Origin of the sequence: Thioalkalivibrio sp. ALE14 (genome assembly GCF_000376845.1) — a bacterium.
In the GTDB taxonomy this organism is placed as follows: Bacteria; Pseudomonadota; Gammaproteobacteria; order Ectothiorhodospirales; family Ectothiorhodospiraceae; genus Thioalkalivibrio.
The window spans coordinates 172910-188119 of record NZ_AQXY01000030.1; the positions used below are offsets into that span (position 1 = coordinate 172910).

The following is a 15210-nucleotide window of genomic DNA, read 5'->3' on the forward strand; positions in this document are numbered from 1 at the left end:
ACTACTTGCGGGTCATGCGTTCTTGTTTTGGTCTTCGCGTTGCGGGTCCGAACCGACCGGCTTCTGGTCGATGATCCACCGCTTAAGATGCGCGAAACGTTCCTCGAATTCCACCTGATGGCGGTTGCTGGTGCCGGCCATCACCACGTGGGTGCCCTCGCCATCATCGCGCCGCCGCGCCATGATCCACAGACGCTGGTACGACACGTAGAACAGCAGGAAGATCCCGATGATCAGCATGGTGCTGCCGGCGTAGACCGTGCTCTGGCCCGGTGCGCGGGCGATCTGCAGGCCCGAGGCCTCGCGGTGCTCGAAGTCCTTCAGGTGGAAGAAGAACGGTGACTGATACAGGCTGATCGCGTTGATCGCCGAGATCGTGTCTTCCAGGAAGCGCTGTTCCTCTTCCTGGATCGAGACCACACCCTCGTCCTGCAGGACCTCCATGTACAGCCCCTGGAGGCCGGCGTGGAGGATGCGGATCATCAGGTCGCGCACCTCGTCGATGCGGTCGGCCGGCACGCGGCGCTCGATCTCTTCGTGCACGGCCATATAGCCGCCCTCGGCGAACAGGCCCATCAGCTCGGCCGTGGTCCGAGCGATGGCCTGGCTCTGCTCGTTGGGCACCGAGTCGTCGTCACGCGCGACCTGGCGGGCAATTTCGTTGCGCACCTCGGTGTTGTGCAGCATGGCCAGGTAGGTGCGGAAGCGCTCCAGCGAGTCGTCGGCGTCGGCCGGCAGGAACAGGTAGTGGAACTCGTCGGCCGGGCTCTCGCGCACGCCGCTGAGGAAGTACATCGCGCCTTCCTGCAGGGCCGGGCGCTGGTAGTTGCGGTAATAGAGTCCGTGGCCGGTGCGGTCCATCAGGCGGAAGTCGAAGCTCGGACCCATCTGCCGGTTCTCGCGGACGCCTTCCTCGTTCAGGAGCGGCACCACATTCTCCGACTGGAAATTGGTGAACTCGATGGTCCGGGTATCGCCGGCCGGAGTGGGGACCTCGATCTCCTGGAACACGCGCCCCGGCACTTCCAGTTCCTGCAGGGCTTCGGCGCCCAGCGGGATGGCGTCGATATCCAGTCGGGTGCCACCGTCGGCGAAGCTGGCCTGGTAGATCGCGTAGCCGTTGTAGATCAGCGGGTGGTTGACCGAGATGGTATGCCGCAGCGGTTCGTCGCGGTTCGGATCGTGGATCACCAGATCGGATTCATATGACTGTTCCGCCCCGGTGGAGAAACGTTCGATGCGGAACTCCTCCAGCTCGATGCGGAAGGGCAGTTCCTGCACGTAGTAGCCCTCGCGCATGGGCAGGAAGACTACGTTGGCCGAGGCCCCTTCGGGAATCTCCACCGAGCCGCGGAAGGAGGGATTCCACTCCGGCACCCACGCCGATCGCGGGACCTCGGAGATCGGCACGCTGCGGGTCTCGATCTCCAGGTTCCCCAGCCACTCGTTGAGCTTGAGGAGGGTCGTTCCGTCGGCCAGCGCACCCACGCAGATGACGACGATGCCGACGTGGGTCAACAGGTAACCCATACGGTTCCAGCGACCCCGCATGGCGGCGATCACGGTTTGCCCTTCGCTGGTCTTTTCGCGGGCCCTGAAGCCCTGGGCCTTCAGTACCTGGTGGGCATGCTGGACGAACGCGTCCTGCGGCTGGTCGAGGTCACCGGTGGCGCTCGAATGGAACGAACGCAGGGACTTTTCCTTGACCTGCAGGTTGTAGCGGCGCAGATCCTTCAGCAGCCCGGGCGACTGGCGGTACACGCAGAACGATGTGGAGATCACCAGGAAGGCCACGACCAGCAGGAACCAGGTGGCGGAATACACCTGGTACAGGCCCATCCCGGCGAAGATCTCGTGCCAGAACGGCCCGAAGTCGATCAGGTATTCGGTGTAGGGCTCGTTCTGGACCAGGACGGTGCCGATGACGGATGCGATGGCCAGCGCGACCAGCAGGGTGATCGCCAGGCTCATCGAGCCCATGAAATCGACGAGGATCCGGCTGCGCCGGGGCTTGCGGGCGGCCTTCTGGCGGGATGCGGGGGCCGGGCCGGCGGTTGCGGCCTGATCGTTATTCGACATTCTTAAACCTGCTTTAGCCTCAAAGACTATGCGAAGCAATGCGACGGGCGTTCAATTTCCAAGACAAACCGCGCGGGCGTTTCGCAACCAGAGGATGGACCGGCGACAGGTCCGTGAGTTCGCCGCCCCACCATGACGTATCGGTTCGCGGCGGCATTCCCGCGTAGCGCATTTTTCTTTCGCGCAATAAAAAGGGGCGGCCGAGGCCGCCCCTTCCCTGGGTCGCTTCGCCGCCGATCCCGCGCGGCGTACCCGCAGCCGGCTCAGTTGCTCGGCTGCAGCCCGGCCATGTACTGCGACACGGCCTCGATGTCTTCGTCGGACATGTTGCGCGCGATGTTGCGCATCATGCGGCCATTGTCGTTGGCGCGGTCACCGCTGCGGAAGTAGCGCAGCTGGTCGGCGCTGTACTGCGCATGCTGGCTGGCGACGGCCGGGAACATCGCTTCCGGGTTGCCGTTGCCGTTCGGGCCGTGGCAGGCGATGCAGGCGGCGACGTTCTGCGACGGGATGCCGCCACGGTAAATCTGCTCGCCGCGTTCGACGACCGATTCGTCGGCGGTGCCGGCGCTGATGTCCTGTTCGGCGAAGTAGGCCGCCAGGTCGCGCATGTCCTGCTCGTCCAGGTTGGCGACCTGGCCGGACATCAGCGCGTTCTCGCGGCGACCGGACTTGTAGTCCTGCAGCTGCTTGGTGGTGTATTTCGGATGCTGGCCAGCGAGCTTGGGCCATTCCGGGTTGACGCTGTTACCGTCCGCCTGGTGGCAGGCCGCGCAGGCTTGGGAGAGTCCCTGGCCGCGCTGGGGATCGCCCGCCTGGGCCGCCGACAGCGGAAGCAGCAGGGATACGGACAGGGCAGCAAAGAGAGCGGAAAGCTTGTGGTTCATGATCGAAGATTCTCCTGCATGTAAATGCGTGCCGGGTCGGACCCGCGTTCCTTGTGCCCCGTGGCAGGGCGATCAACATAAGGGGCGCAGTTTATAGCACAATGCTAATTTGTGCTCAAAAATATACCGAGCCCTGTACTCGGCCAAAAGGACTCCGGCGAGCCCCCCCTCTTATGCAGCCCCAATTTCGCGAGACCACCTTCCTGCAGGGCGTAGCCCAGCTGAACCAGTTGCCGATGGACCAGGGCGTCGAGATCGCCTTCGCCGGACGTTCCAATGCCGGCAAGTCCAGCGCGCTGAATGCCTTGTGCGGTCGCAAGGCGCTGGCGCGGGTCGGCCGCACGCCCGGTCGCACCCAGGAGATCAACCTCTTCGGCCTGCCGCCCGCCGAGCGCTGGCGGCTGGTGGATTTGCCGGGCTATGGCTACGCGAAGGTCTCGGCCGGCAAGCGCGCCGAATGGGACCAGCTTTTGGGCGGCTACCTGCAAAAGCGCCAGTGCCTGATCGGTCTGGTCCTGATCATGGATATTCGCCGCCCGCTGACCGAGCTGGATCGCCAGCTGCTGGATTGGGTCCCGCTGGAGCGCTGCCGGCTGCACTGCCTGCTGACCAAGGCGGACAAGCTCTCGCGCCAGGAGGCCGATCGCCAGTTGCGCAAGGCGCACGGCGAGCTGGAGGCCATGGGCGTGGAAGCGACCCTGCAGACGTTTTCCTCGCTGAAGAACCAGGGCGTCGATGACCTGCGCGGCCTCCTGGGCGACTGGCTGGCCGAGCACGATGCGGGCGGCCTTGCGGCCGAGTGAGGCCCGCGTCCCCGCGTCTCGCGAAACCCAGACAAAAAGAAGCCCCGGCCTTGGGGTGGGACCGGGGCTAATTTCGGCCTCTACAGGGGGGAGAGAGGCCTATTGCCCGCTCAGGGAGAGAAGCGGGCCGCGCTGGGCTAGAGCGCTCATTGAATGAGAAAGCGGTGCGCGGCCAAAGTTCCGGCCGGATGCATCAGGATTGCGAAATTTTTCACAGAATCCATCTTTGCGGGCGGGCCCCCGCGCCGCAAGGCTTATTCCTGATCCCTGCCCACTTCCATGTGCTGCTGCAGACCGTGCACCAGCTCGCCGGCCGGCGTTCCGTGCGGGTAGATCTCCAGCAGCTCGCCTTGCGGTCCGACCAGGTATGTGGACGAGCTGTGATCCACCACGTAACCCATGGCCGAGTCGATTTCGGTGCGTTCGTAAAACACTCCGTAGCGCTGCGTGATCGGCTGCAGCTCCTCGTGGGATCCCGTAGCCGCCTGGATGGCCGGGTGGAAATGCCCGACATAGGTCTCCAGGCGCTGGGCGTCGTCGCGTTCCGGGTCGACGCTCACCAGTACCGCGGCCACCTTGTCTTCCAGTTCCGGGGGCAGGCGATCCAGCGCGGCGCTGATCCAGCCCAGGCTGGTTGGGCAGGCATCCGGACAGGCGGTGTAGCCGAAGTACACCCAGACGTATTGCCCTTCCAGGTCCGCGAGCCGGAACCGGTCGCCCTCGGTGGATACCGGCAGTTCGATCGGCCCGCCGGATACCGCATCGGCCACCGGCAGGCGTTCGTGGTCGGCCCCCTGGGACACGGGCGGCGGTGCCGGGCGGAGCATCACAAAGACGAGCAGGGCACCGGCCGCCAGCACGGCCAGGCCCCATAACAGGCTGCTCAGCGGAATACGCTGCATGTCGGTCTCCCTCAGGGTGTCTCGCCGTGGCTGCGGCGGGTGACGAAGCGGAACTGGACCCGGGCCGCATCGGGGTCGCCCGCAGGCATTACGGTGGCGGCCCAGGTCATGGCCTCGGTGGTGCAGATGGGCAGCGTCGTCTCGCCGGTGTAGCGGCCGTCGCCGGTATGTTCCAGTCGCGGGCGCTGGAAGCCCATGTACATCTCCACCCCGGCCAGGTCCAGCTCCAGGGCCTCGGGCTCGCCGAGGCTGGCGCGGGCCGCCGCATCCAGCTCCAGGGTCAGGCCCAGCGGTTGCAGCATCGGCACCGGGCGCGGCGTGATCGCCAGGGTCAGCGTGCCCCCCGCCGGATGGGGGGCGCTGCAGGGGGCCGCGTTCAGGTCGCAGTCGTCCGGCTGGACGATAGTGATACCTCCGGAACCGCCGGTGTCCAGATAGCGATCGGCCAGCACCCAGGCCGTCGCCAGCAGCAGGACCGCGACCAGCCAGGGGGCGACCCGGTTGAAACCCTTCGCAAGCGAGCCGGCCATCTAGTGCGCGTCGTCCCAGTTGGCGCCGGTGCCGACATCCACCACCAGCTCCACATCGAGCTCGGCGGCGCCGCTCATCGCCTTGCGCACGAGCGTGGTCAGGTCTTCCACGGCCGCATCGGCCACCTCGAACACCAGTTCGTCGTGGACCTGCATGATCATGCGGGCGTCGATATTCGAGTCCGCGAGATCGTTGGCGACGCGCACCATTGCGCGCTTGATGATGTCGGCGGCCGAACCCTGCATCGGGGCATTGATCGCGACGCGCTCGGACTGCTGGCGCCGGGCGCCGTTGCGGCTGTTGATCTCCGGCAGGTACAGGCGGCGGCCGAACAGCGTCTCGACATAGCCGTTCTCGCGCCCGCTGGCACGTGCCCGCTCCATGTAGTCGTGCACGCCGGGATAGCGGTTGAAATAGCGGTCGATGTAGTCGCGCGCCTCGCCCTGCTCGATGCCGAGGTTGCGCGCCAGCCCCCAGGCGGACATGCCATAGATCAGGCCGAAGTTGATCGCCTTGGCCGCGCGGCGCTGGTCACTGGAGACCTGGTCCGGCTCCAGCCCGAAGACCTCGGCAGCGGTTGCGCGGTGGATGTCCTGACCCTCCGCGAAGGCTTTCAGCAGGCCCGCGTCCTGAGACAGGTGGGCCATGATGCGCAGCTCGATCTGCGAATAGTCGGCCGCCAGCAGCTGGTGGCCCTTCTCGGCGATGAACGCGCGGCGAATGCGCCGGCCGGCCTCGGTGCGCACCGGGATGTTCTGCAGGTTGGGCTCCGACGATGACAGACGCCCGGTGGCCGCGCCGGCCTGGTGGTAGGAGGTGTGCACGCGCCCGGTTTCGGGGTGGATGCGCCGGGGCAGGGTCTCGGTGTAGGTGCTGCGCAGCTTGGACAGGCCGCGGTGCTCGAGGATCAGGCGCGGCAGGGCGTAGTCGTCGGCCATCTGCTCCAGCACGTCCTCGGCGGTGGAGGGCTGGCCCTTGGGGGTGCGTCGCAGCACCGGCAGGCCCAGGCGCTCGAACAGGATCTCCTGGATCTGCTTGGGCGAGCCGAGGTTGAACTCGCCGCCGGCCTCCGTGAAGGCCTCGCGCTCGATGCGCTCCATCTCGCTCAGCAGTTCCTGGCTCTGCTCGCCCAGCAGGTCCGGGTCCACCTTCACGCCGACGCGCTCGATATCCGCCAGCACGGGCACCAGCGGCATCTCGATTTCGCGGTAGACGAAGGCCGGGCCTTCCGCCTCGTTCAGACGCGGCTGGAACACGGCGTCCAGTTGCAGACAGATATCGGCGTCCTCGCCGGCGTAGTCGGTGGCGATGCCGATATCCACCTCGGCAAACGGGATCTGCTTGGCGCCCTTGCCGGCGACGTCTTCGTAGTGCGTGGTCTTGTAGTCCAGATGGCGCTCGGCCAGCGAGTCGAGGTCGTGGCGGTTGGCCCCGGCGTCCAGGCAGAACGACTCCAGCAGCGTGTCGTCGACGATGCCGCGCAGGGTGATGCCATGATTGCCGAGCACGTTGCGGTCGTACTTCAGGTGGTGGCCCAGCTTGCCGTGGGTGTCGGACTCCAGCCACGGCTTCAGCCGCTTAAGTGTGTCGTCGAAGGGCAGCTGTGGATCGGCGTCTGGTCCGGTGTGGGCCAGTGGCAGGTAGTACGCGGTACCCGGCTCGAACGCGAAGGACATGCCGACCAGTTCGGCCCGCATGGCATCCAGGCTGGTGGTCTCGGTATCGAAGGCGACCCGGGCGGCCTTCTCCAGGCGCTCCAGCAGCGGCGCAAGCGCGGCCTCTTCGCGAATCGTCCGGTAGTCCCCTTTTCCCTGCGTTCGCCCCGGGTTGTCGCCGGCGGTCTCGCCGTTGCCGTTCTCCAGCTCCGCGCGCCAGCGGGTGAAGCCGTAGCGGCGCACCATTTCCAGCAGACGCTCGTGGTCCGGTTCCTGGATGGTGAGGTCGTCGGGGCCGACCTCCAGCTCGACATCGCGCTTGACCGTGATCAGCTCGCGCGAGGTGGGGAGCCGGTCGGCGGCCGCGCGCAGGTTCTCGCCGATCTTGCCGCCGATGTCGTCGGCCTGTTCGAGGATGGTGTCGAGATCGCCGTACTTCGCGATCCACTTGGCCGCGGTCTTGGGCCCGACCTTGTCCACGCCCGGGATGTTGTCGACGCTGTCGCCCATCAGCGCGAGGTAGTCGACAATCTGCCCCGGGGCGACGCCGAACTTCTCCTGCACACCATCGGGGTCCAGCGTGACGCCGCTCATGGTGTTGACCAGCGTGATGCGGTCATCCACCAGCTGGGCGAGGTCCTTGTCGCCGGTGGAGATCACCACGTCGTGCCCGGCGCGCGCGGCCTGGTCGGCCAGGGTCGCGATCACGTCGTCGGCCTCCACGCCCTCGACGCACAGAAGCGGCAGGCCCATCGCCCGGACCAGCTCGTGCAGGGGCTCGATCTGCGCCGCCAGCTCGTCCGGCATCGGCGGGCGCGTGGCCTTGTATTCGGGGTAGATGTCGTCGCGGAAGGTCTTGCCCTTGGCGTCAAAGACTACCGCCATGTTCTCGGGGCCGTAGTCCGCGCGCAGCTTGCGCAGCATGTTGGCCACGCCAATCATCGCGCCGGTCGGGGCGCCGTCGGGCGCGGTCAGCGGCGGCAGCGCATGGAAGGCGCGAAACAGATACGACGAGCCGTCGACCAGGACAAGGGGCGCTTGCGACATGAAGGCGGAATCCGGACAGGGAACGCGCGCCATTCTACAGGCCCGGCCCGTGCCGCGACCATTTGTGCCCACCCGGGGGCGCCGGTACGCTGATGCCTTCATCCTTGGGAACCCGCTGCATGAACAACCGCGAACGTGCTGAACACCCGGGCCTGCGCCCGATCGACGACTCCGCCCTGACCCGGGAAAGCTGGAAGATCTTCCAGATCATGGCGGAGTTCGTGGAGGGCTTCGAGCGCCTGGCGCATATCAAGCCCTCGGTGAGCATCTTCGGCTCCGCGCGCTTCCCGCCGGAGCATCGCTACTACCAGCTGGGCGAGGCGACCGCGCGGCAGCTGTCGGATGCCGGTTTCGCGGTGGTCAGCGGGGGTGGCCCGGGCATCATGGAGGCGGCCAACAAGGGGGCGTTCGCAGGCCGCTCGCCCAGCATCGGGCTCAACATCCAGCTGCCGCACGAGCAGAGCGCGAACGACTACCAGGATGTGGGCCTGGGCTTTCGCCACTTCTTCTCGCGCAAGGTGATGTTCGTGAAGTACGCCTCGGCCTACGTGGTCCTGCCCGGGGGCTTCGGGACGCTGGACGAACTGGCCGAGATCCTGACCCTGGTGCAGACCGGCAAGACCCGGCGTATTCCCGTGGTGCTGGTGGGCAGCGAGTTCTGGAGGGGCCTCCTCGACTGGTTCCAGGATACCCTGGTGGAACAGGGCACCATCGACCAGGAGGACCTCCAGCTATACTCGCTGGTAGATTCACCGGAGGACGTGGTGGACGTGATCTTCGAGTACTACGAGGCACGCAGCTTCGAACCGTCCGCGGAAGAAAAGAAACGACTGATGGAGCTGTGACGATGACCTCGATCCGCCCGAGCCTGTCCCTGTCGCTGCTGGCGGCCCTGCTGCTGGTCTCCGGTACGGCGCTAGCGCAGGAAGACCGCGAATGGGGCGATGCCCCGCCACCGCCGGAGCTCGAGGAGGGCGCCGACCCGCCGCCCCCGGTGCTGGACGAGCGCGCCCGCGAGCAGCGTTCGCTGGAGGATGCCGACATCGTCATCATCGAGCGCGACGGCGAGACGCGGCGCGAATACCGTGTGGGTGGCGAGCTGGTGATGGTCGAGGTGACGCCCGCGGTGGGCCCGACCTACTACCTGATCGACACCACCGGCGACGGCACGCTGGACGGCCGTCGCAACGAGCTGGACCCTGACTTTGTACCCCCTTCCTGGGTGATTTTCCGATGGTAATGACTGATTCCGAAATCCGTGCCTGCGGCGAGGCTGCCGGCCTCGCACTGAGCGCGGGGCCTGACGGTGCCGAACTGGAAGGTCGTCCGGTGCAATGCCTGCGGGTTGCGCCCGCGGCAGCGCCGGCCCTTGAGCAGGCCCTCGGCGAGGCCCCTGCCGGTTGCGGTCGCGTGATGGGTCGCGGCACGGATGCCGATTCCGGGCAGGCGCTGCTGGTGCTGGAGCGCGGCCAGGCCCTGCAGGGCGCGATCGCGGCCGAGGGGCCGGGCAGCCTGGAAGCGCTCGGCGAGCGCGCAGCCGACTGGCAGGGCCGCCACACGGCTGGCGCCCTGCCGGCGGGCGAGGGCTACCGGCGCGGCGTGCTGCAACAGCAGATGCGCGAGCGGGCGGACGCCGTCGCGGCCTCGCTGGATGCCGAGTCGCGGGCCATCCTGGATGCCGAGCTTCACCACCAGGGGCTTTACCGCTTCGAAGACCTGCCCCTGGCGGGGAGCTACTGGCAATCCGTACGCGTGTATCCGGAGGGCGCCGGGCTGGCGGACCTGGTCGTCCCGCCGGCCCCCGTGCCGGCCTTCTGGCAACTCGCGCGCATTGCCCTCGCCGTCGCTGTGGACGCGGCCGGACAGCCGGATGCCGAGCGGTATCGGGCCTTGCTGTCCGGGTTCAACAGCCGTCGGCCGCTGGCCGCCATCGAGCGCGGGGCGGCGCCCACGATGATCCGCCTGGCCGCGTTGGACGACTGGCTCGGGGAGCTGGAAGCGGGCAATGATGGCAGCGAGTGGCGGGATCGACTCGCGGCCCTGCAGGCCGAAGCGGCACGCCTGCAAGGCGTCTGGGTGCGCGCGGCGGCCTGATCCCGGTACATCTGCGCCGGCGCGTGCGGGACGTTCCAGGCTTGTTGCGGCCCGAACGTACACGGGGGCAGGGCTGGCTGGTGCCATCCCGCCCCATCCAAGGAGGAAGGCCCATGTTCCGAACCACGCTCTGGCTGGCCCTGCCGCTGGCCGTCCTTCTCGCCCCGGCGCTGGCAAGCGCAGAGGTCTATCGCTGGACCGATGATCAGGGGAATATCCATTTTGGTGACCGGCCGCCCGAGGGACACGCCAGCGAATCCGTGGATGTGCGCGAGCCGATGCGCGGGGTGCCGCTGGAGGGCGCGCGGGAGATCCTCGAACGTCCGGTACGCCCGCGCGGCCAGCCGGAGGCGGCAGTCGCGTACCAGCGGGTTGCGATTGCCCGCCCGGAAGATGGCTCGGGCGTGCGCGCCAACGACGGCAACGTGACCGCCGAGCTGGACCTGGAACCGGCACTGGATGCCGAGGCCGGCCACCGCGTGGTCTGGCTGCTGAACGGCGAGGCCGCCGGTGAAGGTGCCGGGCCCAGCGCCACCTTCCAGGGGCTGAACCGTGGCGCCCACACCCTGCAGGCCCGGATCGTGGACGAATCCGGCCAGGAGCTGGGGGTTAGCGAGACCATCGAGTTCAACGTGTTGCGGATGGCCATTCCGCGCGACCAGCAACAGCAGCAGCGGCCCCAGCAGTTCCCGTCCGGTGGCGCGCCGCAGGCGCCCCGGGCCCCGCAGGCCCCCCGGGCGCCGCAACCGATCACGCCTGCCCCGAACTGAAAGCCCCACTATCGCACCGTGTTGGTGCGCTACGAGCCCCAGCATGGTGCTATAGTTGCACCATGCTGGGGCGTTTTTGCTTCAGGGGTGTCGCGGTGCCGCTTCGATCCGTGACACAGCCCAAGGCTTCGGCGTCCTGTCAGGCAATGCTTGCTTGGCTCGATTCCTGCTTGAGGCCTCTTGATGCCCACGTCCCCTTCCAATTCCGGTCCGGCCACCCCGCCCTGGTGGGACGACCTCTCCACGGCCGTGCTGGTGACCGATGCCGAGCTGTGCCTGTTGAGCATGAACAGTGCGGCCGAGGTGCTGCTGGGACTGAGCCGTGAACGTATCGTCGGGCACGGACTGGGGCAGTGGCTCAAGCTGGACCGGAACCTCGCCAATCGCCTGCGCTCGGCGTTGACGCTGGATCAGCCGATTACCCTGCGCGCGCGCCAGCTGGAGCCGCTGCGCGCCGACAGCTTCCTTGCCGACATCGTGATCACGCCGTTGCACGGCGAGGGCGACCGGCCGGGTCAGCTGCTGTTTGAACTCAATGCGATCGACCGCCACGAGCGCATCAGCCGCGAGGAGCAGCTGCAGAAGCAGCAGGCGATCACCCGCGCCGTGACCCGCGGGCTTGCCCACGAGATCAAGAACCCGCTGGGCGGGCTGCGCGGTGCGGCCCAGTTGCTCGCCAGCGAGCTGGACGAGTCGGGCCTGAAGGAATACACCCAGATCATCATCCGCGAGGCCGATCGCCTGCGCAGTCTGGTCGACCGCATGTTGGGGCCGAACAACCTGCCGCGGCGCGAGGCCGTCAACCTGCACGAGGTGCTGGAGCACGTCCGGGGCCTGGTCAGCGTCCAGCTACCGCTGGGGCTGAAGATTCGGGGCGACTACGACCCCAGTATCCCGGATGTGCAGGCGGACCGCGACATGCTGGTGCAGGCGATCCTGAATCTGGTGCAGAACGCGGTGCATGCCCTGGAAGACGGGGGCGAGATCACCCTGAGTTCGCGCATTCTGCGCCAGTACACCATCTCCGGTCACCGCCACCGCCTGGTGGCCAAGCTGAGCGTGCGCGACAACGGGCCCGGCATCCCGGAAGAGATCCGCGAGCGCATCTTCTTTCCGATGGTGACCGGGCGCGCCGCAGGGACGGGGCTCGGGCTGCCCATTGCCCAGAGCCTGATCCAGCTGCACGACGGACTGATCGAATGCCATTCACGCCCGGGGGCGACCTCGTTCGACATCCTGCTTCCGATTGAACCCCCGAAGGCCCGGGAGGCCATGCACTGATGGAGCCCATCGTCTGGATCATTGACGACGACGACTCGATTCGCTGGGTGCTGGAGCGCGCCCTGCAGCGTCAGGCGATCGCCGTGCGCGGCTTCGAGACGGCGGACGCCGCCTGGGCGGCGCTGGACCAGGACCCGGTCCCGGACACCATCGTCGCCGACATCCGCATGCCCGGGCTGAACGGCCTGGATTTCCTTGCCCGTATGCAGACCCGACCGGATCCGCCGCCGGTCATCATCATGACCGCCTTCTCCGACCTGGAGAGTGCCGTGGGTGCCTACCAGACCGGGGCCTTCGAGTACCTGCCCAAGCCGTTCGATGTGGACGAGGCCGTGGCCCTGGTGCAGCGCGCGCTGGAGGCGCGCCGGGCCGGGCAGGAGAATGGCCCCGCCGGGCCCGAGATCGAGGAGACCCCGATCATCGGCGAGGCCCCGGCGATGCAGGAGATGTTCCGCGCCATCGGCCGGCTCTCGCGCAGCAACATTACCGTGCTGATCAACGGCGAGTCGGGTACCGGCAAGGAGTTGGTGGCGCGTGCGCTGCACCAGCACAGCCCGCGCGCCGATCAGCCGCTGATCGCGCTGAATACCGCGGCCATCCCCAAGGATCTGCTGGAGAGCGAGCTGTTCGGGCACGAACGCGGCGCGTTCACTGGCGCGAACCAGAGCCGCAAGGGGCGCTTCGAGCAGGCCGACGGCGGTACCCTGTTCCTCGACGAGATCGGCGACATGCCGTTCGACCTGCAGACCCGGCTGCTGCGCGTGCTTTCCGACGGCACGTTCTATCGCGTCGGCGGGCATACCCCGATCCGGGTGGATGTGCGCATCATCGCCGCGACCCACCAGGACCTGGAGGAGCGCGTGCGCGCGGGGCTGTTCCGCGAGGACCTGTTCCATCGCCTGAACGTGATCCGCATTCATGTGCCGTCGTTGCGCGAGCGCCCGGAGGACATCCCGCTGCTGGTTCAGCATTTTATGGCCGAGGTGGCCCAGGAGCTGGGGGTGGAGGCCAAGACCATGCGCCCCGAGGTGGTTGCAGAGCTGCAGCGCCTACCGTGGCCGGGCAACGTCCGCCAGCTGGAGAACACCTGTCGCTGGCTCACGGTGATGGCCTCGGGCCGCGAGGTGCACCTGGATGATCTGCCGGCCGAGCTGCACCAGCCCACCGAGACCCGCGTCGCGCCGGACGGTACCCCGGCCAGTGTGGTCGCCGGCCCGCGGGACTGGACCGCCGAGCTGGCCCAGGTCGCCCGCCAGCACTGGCAGCGCGGCGATCACGACCTGCTGGGTTCGGTCCTGCCGCAGCTGGAGCGCACGGTGATCCGCGAGGCCCTCAACGCCACCGGCGGCCATCGCCAGCAGGCGGCCGCCCTGCTTGGATGGGGCCGCAACACCCTCACCCGCAAGATCCACGAACTCGGCCTCGACGACGACTAGGGCTGACCTACCACAGAGTTCACAGAGGACACGGAGAAGGGCCAGGTCAAAAGCGATAAAGCATTAACAGGAAGATGGGGAGGACGGAAGAACACGGGAATGTTGACCCGGGACTGATCAACCCTCCGGGCAGGCCTCAGGACACGGGGCCAGAGGTCTTTACCCAAAAACCCTTCCCATCTTCCCTTCTTCCTGTGAACCGCTTTTGATCTGGCCCTTCTCCGTGTCCTCTGTGAACTCTGTGGTGAACAGGCGCTTCAGGTGGTTGGATCTTGAGGGGCGGGCGGGGCGCAGGCGGAGACGGCGCCGTTCAGTTGCAGGGTGCCGGTCAGGTCGCGCACGTGGGTGTAGCCGTGGCGGTCCATGTAGTCGCTGATGCCGTGCAGGATCTTGGGCAGGCACAGCGGGTCGTAGAACAGCCCAGTGCCTACGCCGACCGTGCTGGCGCCGGCGATCAGGAACTCCAGCGCGTCGGTGGCGTTCATCACGCCGCCCTGGCCAATGATCGGCACGTTGTGCGGAGCGGCCACCTGGTAGACCTGCTGCACCTTCAGAAGCGCGATCGGCTTGATCGCCGGGCCGGAAAGCCCGCCCTGGTTGTTGCCGATCACCGCGCGCCGGTTTTCCACGTCCACCGCCATGCCCATCAGCGTATTGATGACCGCAAAGGCGTCGGTACCGGCCTCGATGCAGCGCCGGGCGTTCTCGGCGATGTCGGTCTGGTTGGGTGAGAGCTTGGTGATCAGTGGCTTGGAGGTGACCTGGCGGCAGGCCTCGACCACCCGGGCGGACATGTCCGGGTCATTGCCGAAGGCGACGCCGCCCTCCTTCACGTTGGGGCAGGAGATGTTGATCTCGATGGCGTCGATCGGCGAGTCGTCGAAGCGCCGGGTGACCTCGATGTATTCCTCGATGGTGGAGCCCGAGACGTTGGCGAAGAAGCGCGTCTCGTCGAAGTCCAGCTGCGGCAGGGTGTGGTCCACCACGTGGTCGACCCCGGGGTTCTGCAGGCCGATGGCGTTCAGCATGCCGTCCGGCGTCTCGTAGACGCGGTGGGGCGCGTTGCCCAGGCGCGCGTTCCCGGTGGTGCCTTTCAGGCAGATCGCGCCGGCATCGCGGTTGGAGAACCCGGATACGCGGGTGTACTCCTCGCCGAAGCCGACGCAGCCGGACAGCAGCACCAGCGGCGTGTTCAAATGCAGCCCGCAGAAGTCCAGGGCCAGCCGCGGATCGGTGCGCGAATCACTCATGCTTCACATCGTCCTCTATGAACCGGAGATCCCGCCGAACACGGGCAATATCATTCGTCTGGCGGCCAATACCGGGGCAGCGCTGCACCTGATCCATCCGCTCGGCTTCGAGCTGGACAGTGCGCGGGCGCGCCGCGCCGGGCTCGACTATCACGAGCTGGCCCGGGTGCAAGAGTATGACAGCCTCGACCAGTGGCGGGAATCGGTCCAACCCGGCCGAGTCTTCGCCATCACCACGCGCGGGCAAGCCCGTTACGATGCGCCGGCATTCCGCGACGGCGATGCCCTGGTGTTTGGTCCCGAGACCCGCGGTCTGCCGCAGCCGATGATGGACGCCCTCCCGCCGGAGCAGTGCCTGCGCCTCCCGATGCGCGCGGGCAGCCGCAGCCTCAACCTCTCCAATGCCGTGGCCGTGGTGATCTACGAGGCCTGGCGCCAACTGGGGTTCCCCGGCGGCACATGATCCCGGACTGGC

General features: G+C 67.4%; 14 protein-coding genes. 8 read left to right on the plus strand and 6 right to left on the minus strand.

From position 1 onward, the window contains the following. Positions 1-12 precede the first annotated feature (12 nt). Positions 13-2079 (minus strand): cytochrome c biogenesis protein ResB, encoded by a 2067-nt coding sequence (locus tag F572_RS0111980; protein WP_017942973.1) that lies wholly within the window; start codon positions 2077-2079, stop codon positions 13-15. A gap of 263 nt (positions 2080-2342) precedes the next feature. Beyond that, a complete protein-coding gene (locus tag F572_RS0111985) occupies positions 2343-2966 on the minus strand; it encodes a cytochrome c (protein WP_017942972.1) in 624 nt (207 codons plus the stop codon). 173 nt (positions 2967-3139) lie between these two features. On the opposite strand from F572_RS0111985, the gene yihA reads away from it, so the two are divergent. Next, complete coding sequence (gene yihA / locus F572_RS0111990) at positions 3140-3769, plus strand: ribosome biogenesis GTP-binding protein YihA/YsxC (protein ID WP_017942971.1); 630 nt, start codon at positions 3140-3142, stop codon at positions 3767-3769. Between the two features lie 254 nt (positions 3770-4023). Here yihA and F572_RS0111995 read toward each other — a convergent pair whose 3' ends face one another. From F572_RS0111995 to polA, 3 genes are read right to left on the minus strand one after another with little or no spacing between them, the layout of a single operon-like run. Beyond that, complete coding sequence (locus F572_RS0111995; RefSeq protein ID WP_017942970.1) at positions 4024-4671, minus strand: SCO family protein; 648 nt, start codon at positions 4669-4671, stop codon at positions 4024-4026. A gap of 11 nt (positions 4672-4682) precedes the next feature. Continuing rightward, the gene (locus F572_RS0112000; RefSeq protein WP_017942969.1) at positions 4683-5201 is read right to left on the minus strand and encodes a hypothetical protein; all 519 of its coding nucleotides are present in this window, start codon (positions 5199-5201) and stop codon (positions 4683-4685) included. After that, the gene (gene polA, locus F572_RS0112005; protein ID WP_017942968.1) at positions 5202-7904 is read right to left on the minus strand and encodes a DNA polymerase I; all 2703 of its coding nucleotides are present in this window, start codon (positions 7902-7904) and stop codon (positions 5202-5204) included. It abuts the gene before it with no gap. 119 nt (positions 7905-8023) lie between these two features. On the opposite strand from polA, the gene F572_RS0112010 reads away from it, so the two are divergent. The 6 genes from F572_RS0112010 to ntrC all read left to right on the plus strand — a co-directional run bounded on the left by F572_RS0112010 (position 8024) and on the right by ntrC (position 13485). Next, complete coding sequence (locus F572_RS0112010; RefSeq protein WP_017942967.1) at positions 8024-8749, plus strand: TIGR00730 family Rossman fold protein; 726 nt, start codon at positions 8024-8026, stop codon at positions 8747-8749. Between the two features lie 2 nt (positions 8750-8751). Then, the gene (locus F572_RS0112015; RefSeq protein ID WP_017942966.1) at positions 8752-9144 is read left to right on the plus strand and encodes a DUF2782 domain-containing protein; all 393 of its coding nucleotides are present in this window, start codon (positions 8752-8754) and stop codon (positions 9142-9144) included. Beyond that, positions 9144-9998 carry a hypothetical protein gene (locus F572_RS0112020; protein WP_017942965.1) on the plus strand — a complete coding sequence of 285 codons (855 nt, stop codon included), beginning with the start codon at positions 9144-9146 and terminating at the stop codon, positions 9996-9998. The genes F572_RS0112015 and F572_RS0112020 overlap by 1 nt, the downstream gene beginning before the upstream one ends. Before the next feature lie 113 nt (positions 9999-10111). Beyond that, positions 10112-10768 carry a DUF4124 domain-containing protein gene (locus tag F572_RS0112025; protein WP_017942964.1) on the plus strand — a complete coding sequence of 219 codons (657 nt, stop codon included), beginning with the start codon at positions 10112-10114 and terminating at the stop codon, positions 10766-10768. Between the two features lie 183 nt (positions 10769-10951). After that, positions 10952-12049, plus strand: a complete 1098-nt coding sequence (gene glnL / locus F572_RS0112030; RefSeq protein WP_017942963.1) for a nitrogen regulation protein NR(II) — start codon at positions 10952-10954, stop codon at positions 12047-12049. Continuing rightward, a complete protein-coding gene (gene ntrC / locus F572_RS0112035) occupies positions 12049-13485 on the plus strand; it encodes a nitrogen regulation protein NR(I) (protein ID WP_017942962.1) in 1437 nt (478 codons plus the stop codon). The genes glnL and ntrC overlap by 1 nt, the downstream gene beginning before the upstream one ends. 257 nt (positions 13486-13742) lie before the next feature. Here the strand turns inward: ntrC and F572_RS0112040 are convergent, their stop codons facing one another. Beyond that, a complete protein-coding gene (locus F572_RS0112040) occupies positions 13743-14735 on the minus strand; it encodes a dihydroorotate dehydrogenase (protein ID WP_017942961.1) in 993 nt (330 codons plus the stop codon). On the opposite strand from F572_RS0112040, the gene F572_RS0112045 reads away from it, so the two are divergent. Continuing rightward, a complete protein-coding gene (locus F572_RS0112045) occupies positions 14734-15198 on the plus strand; it encodes a tRNA (cytidine(34)-2'-O)-methyltransferase (protein WP_017942960.1) in 465 nt (154 codons plus the stop codon). The two genes, F572_RS0112040 and F572_RS0112045, sit on opposite strands and share 2 nt — an antisense overlap. Positions 15199-15210: the final 12 nt, after the last annotated feature.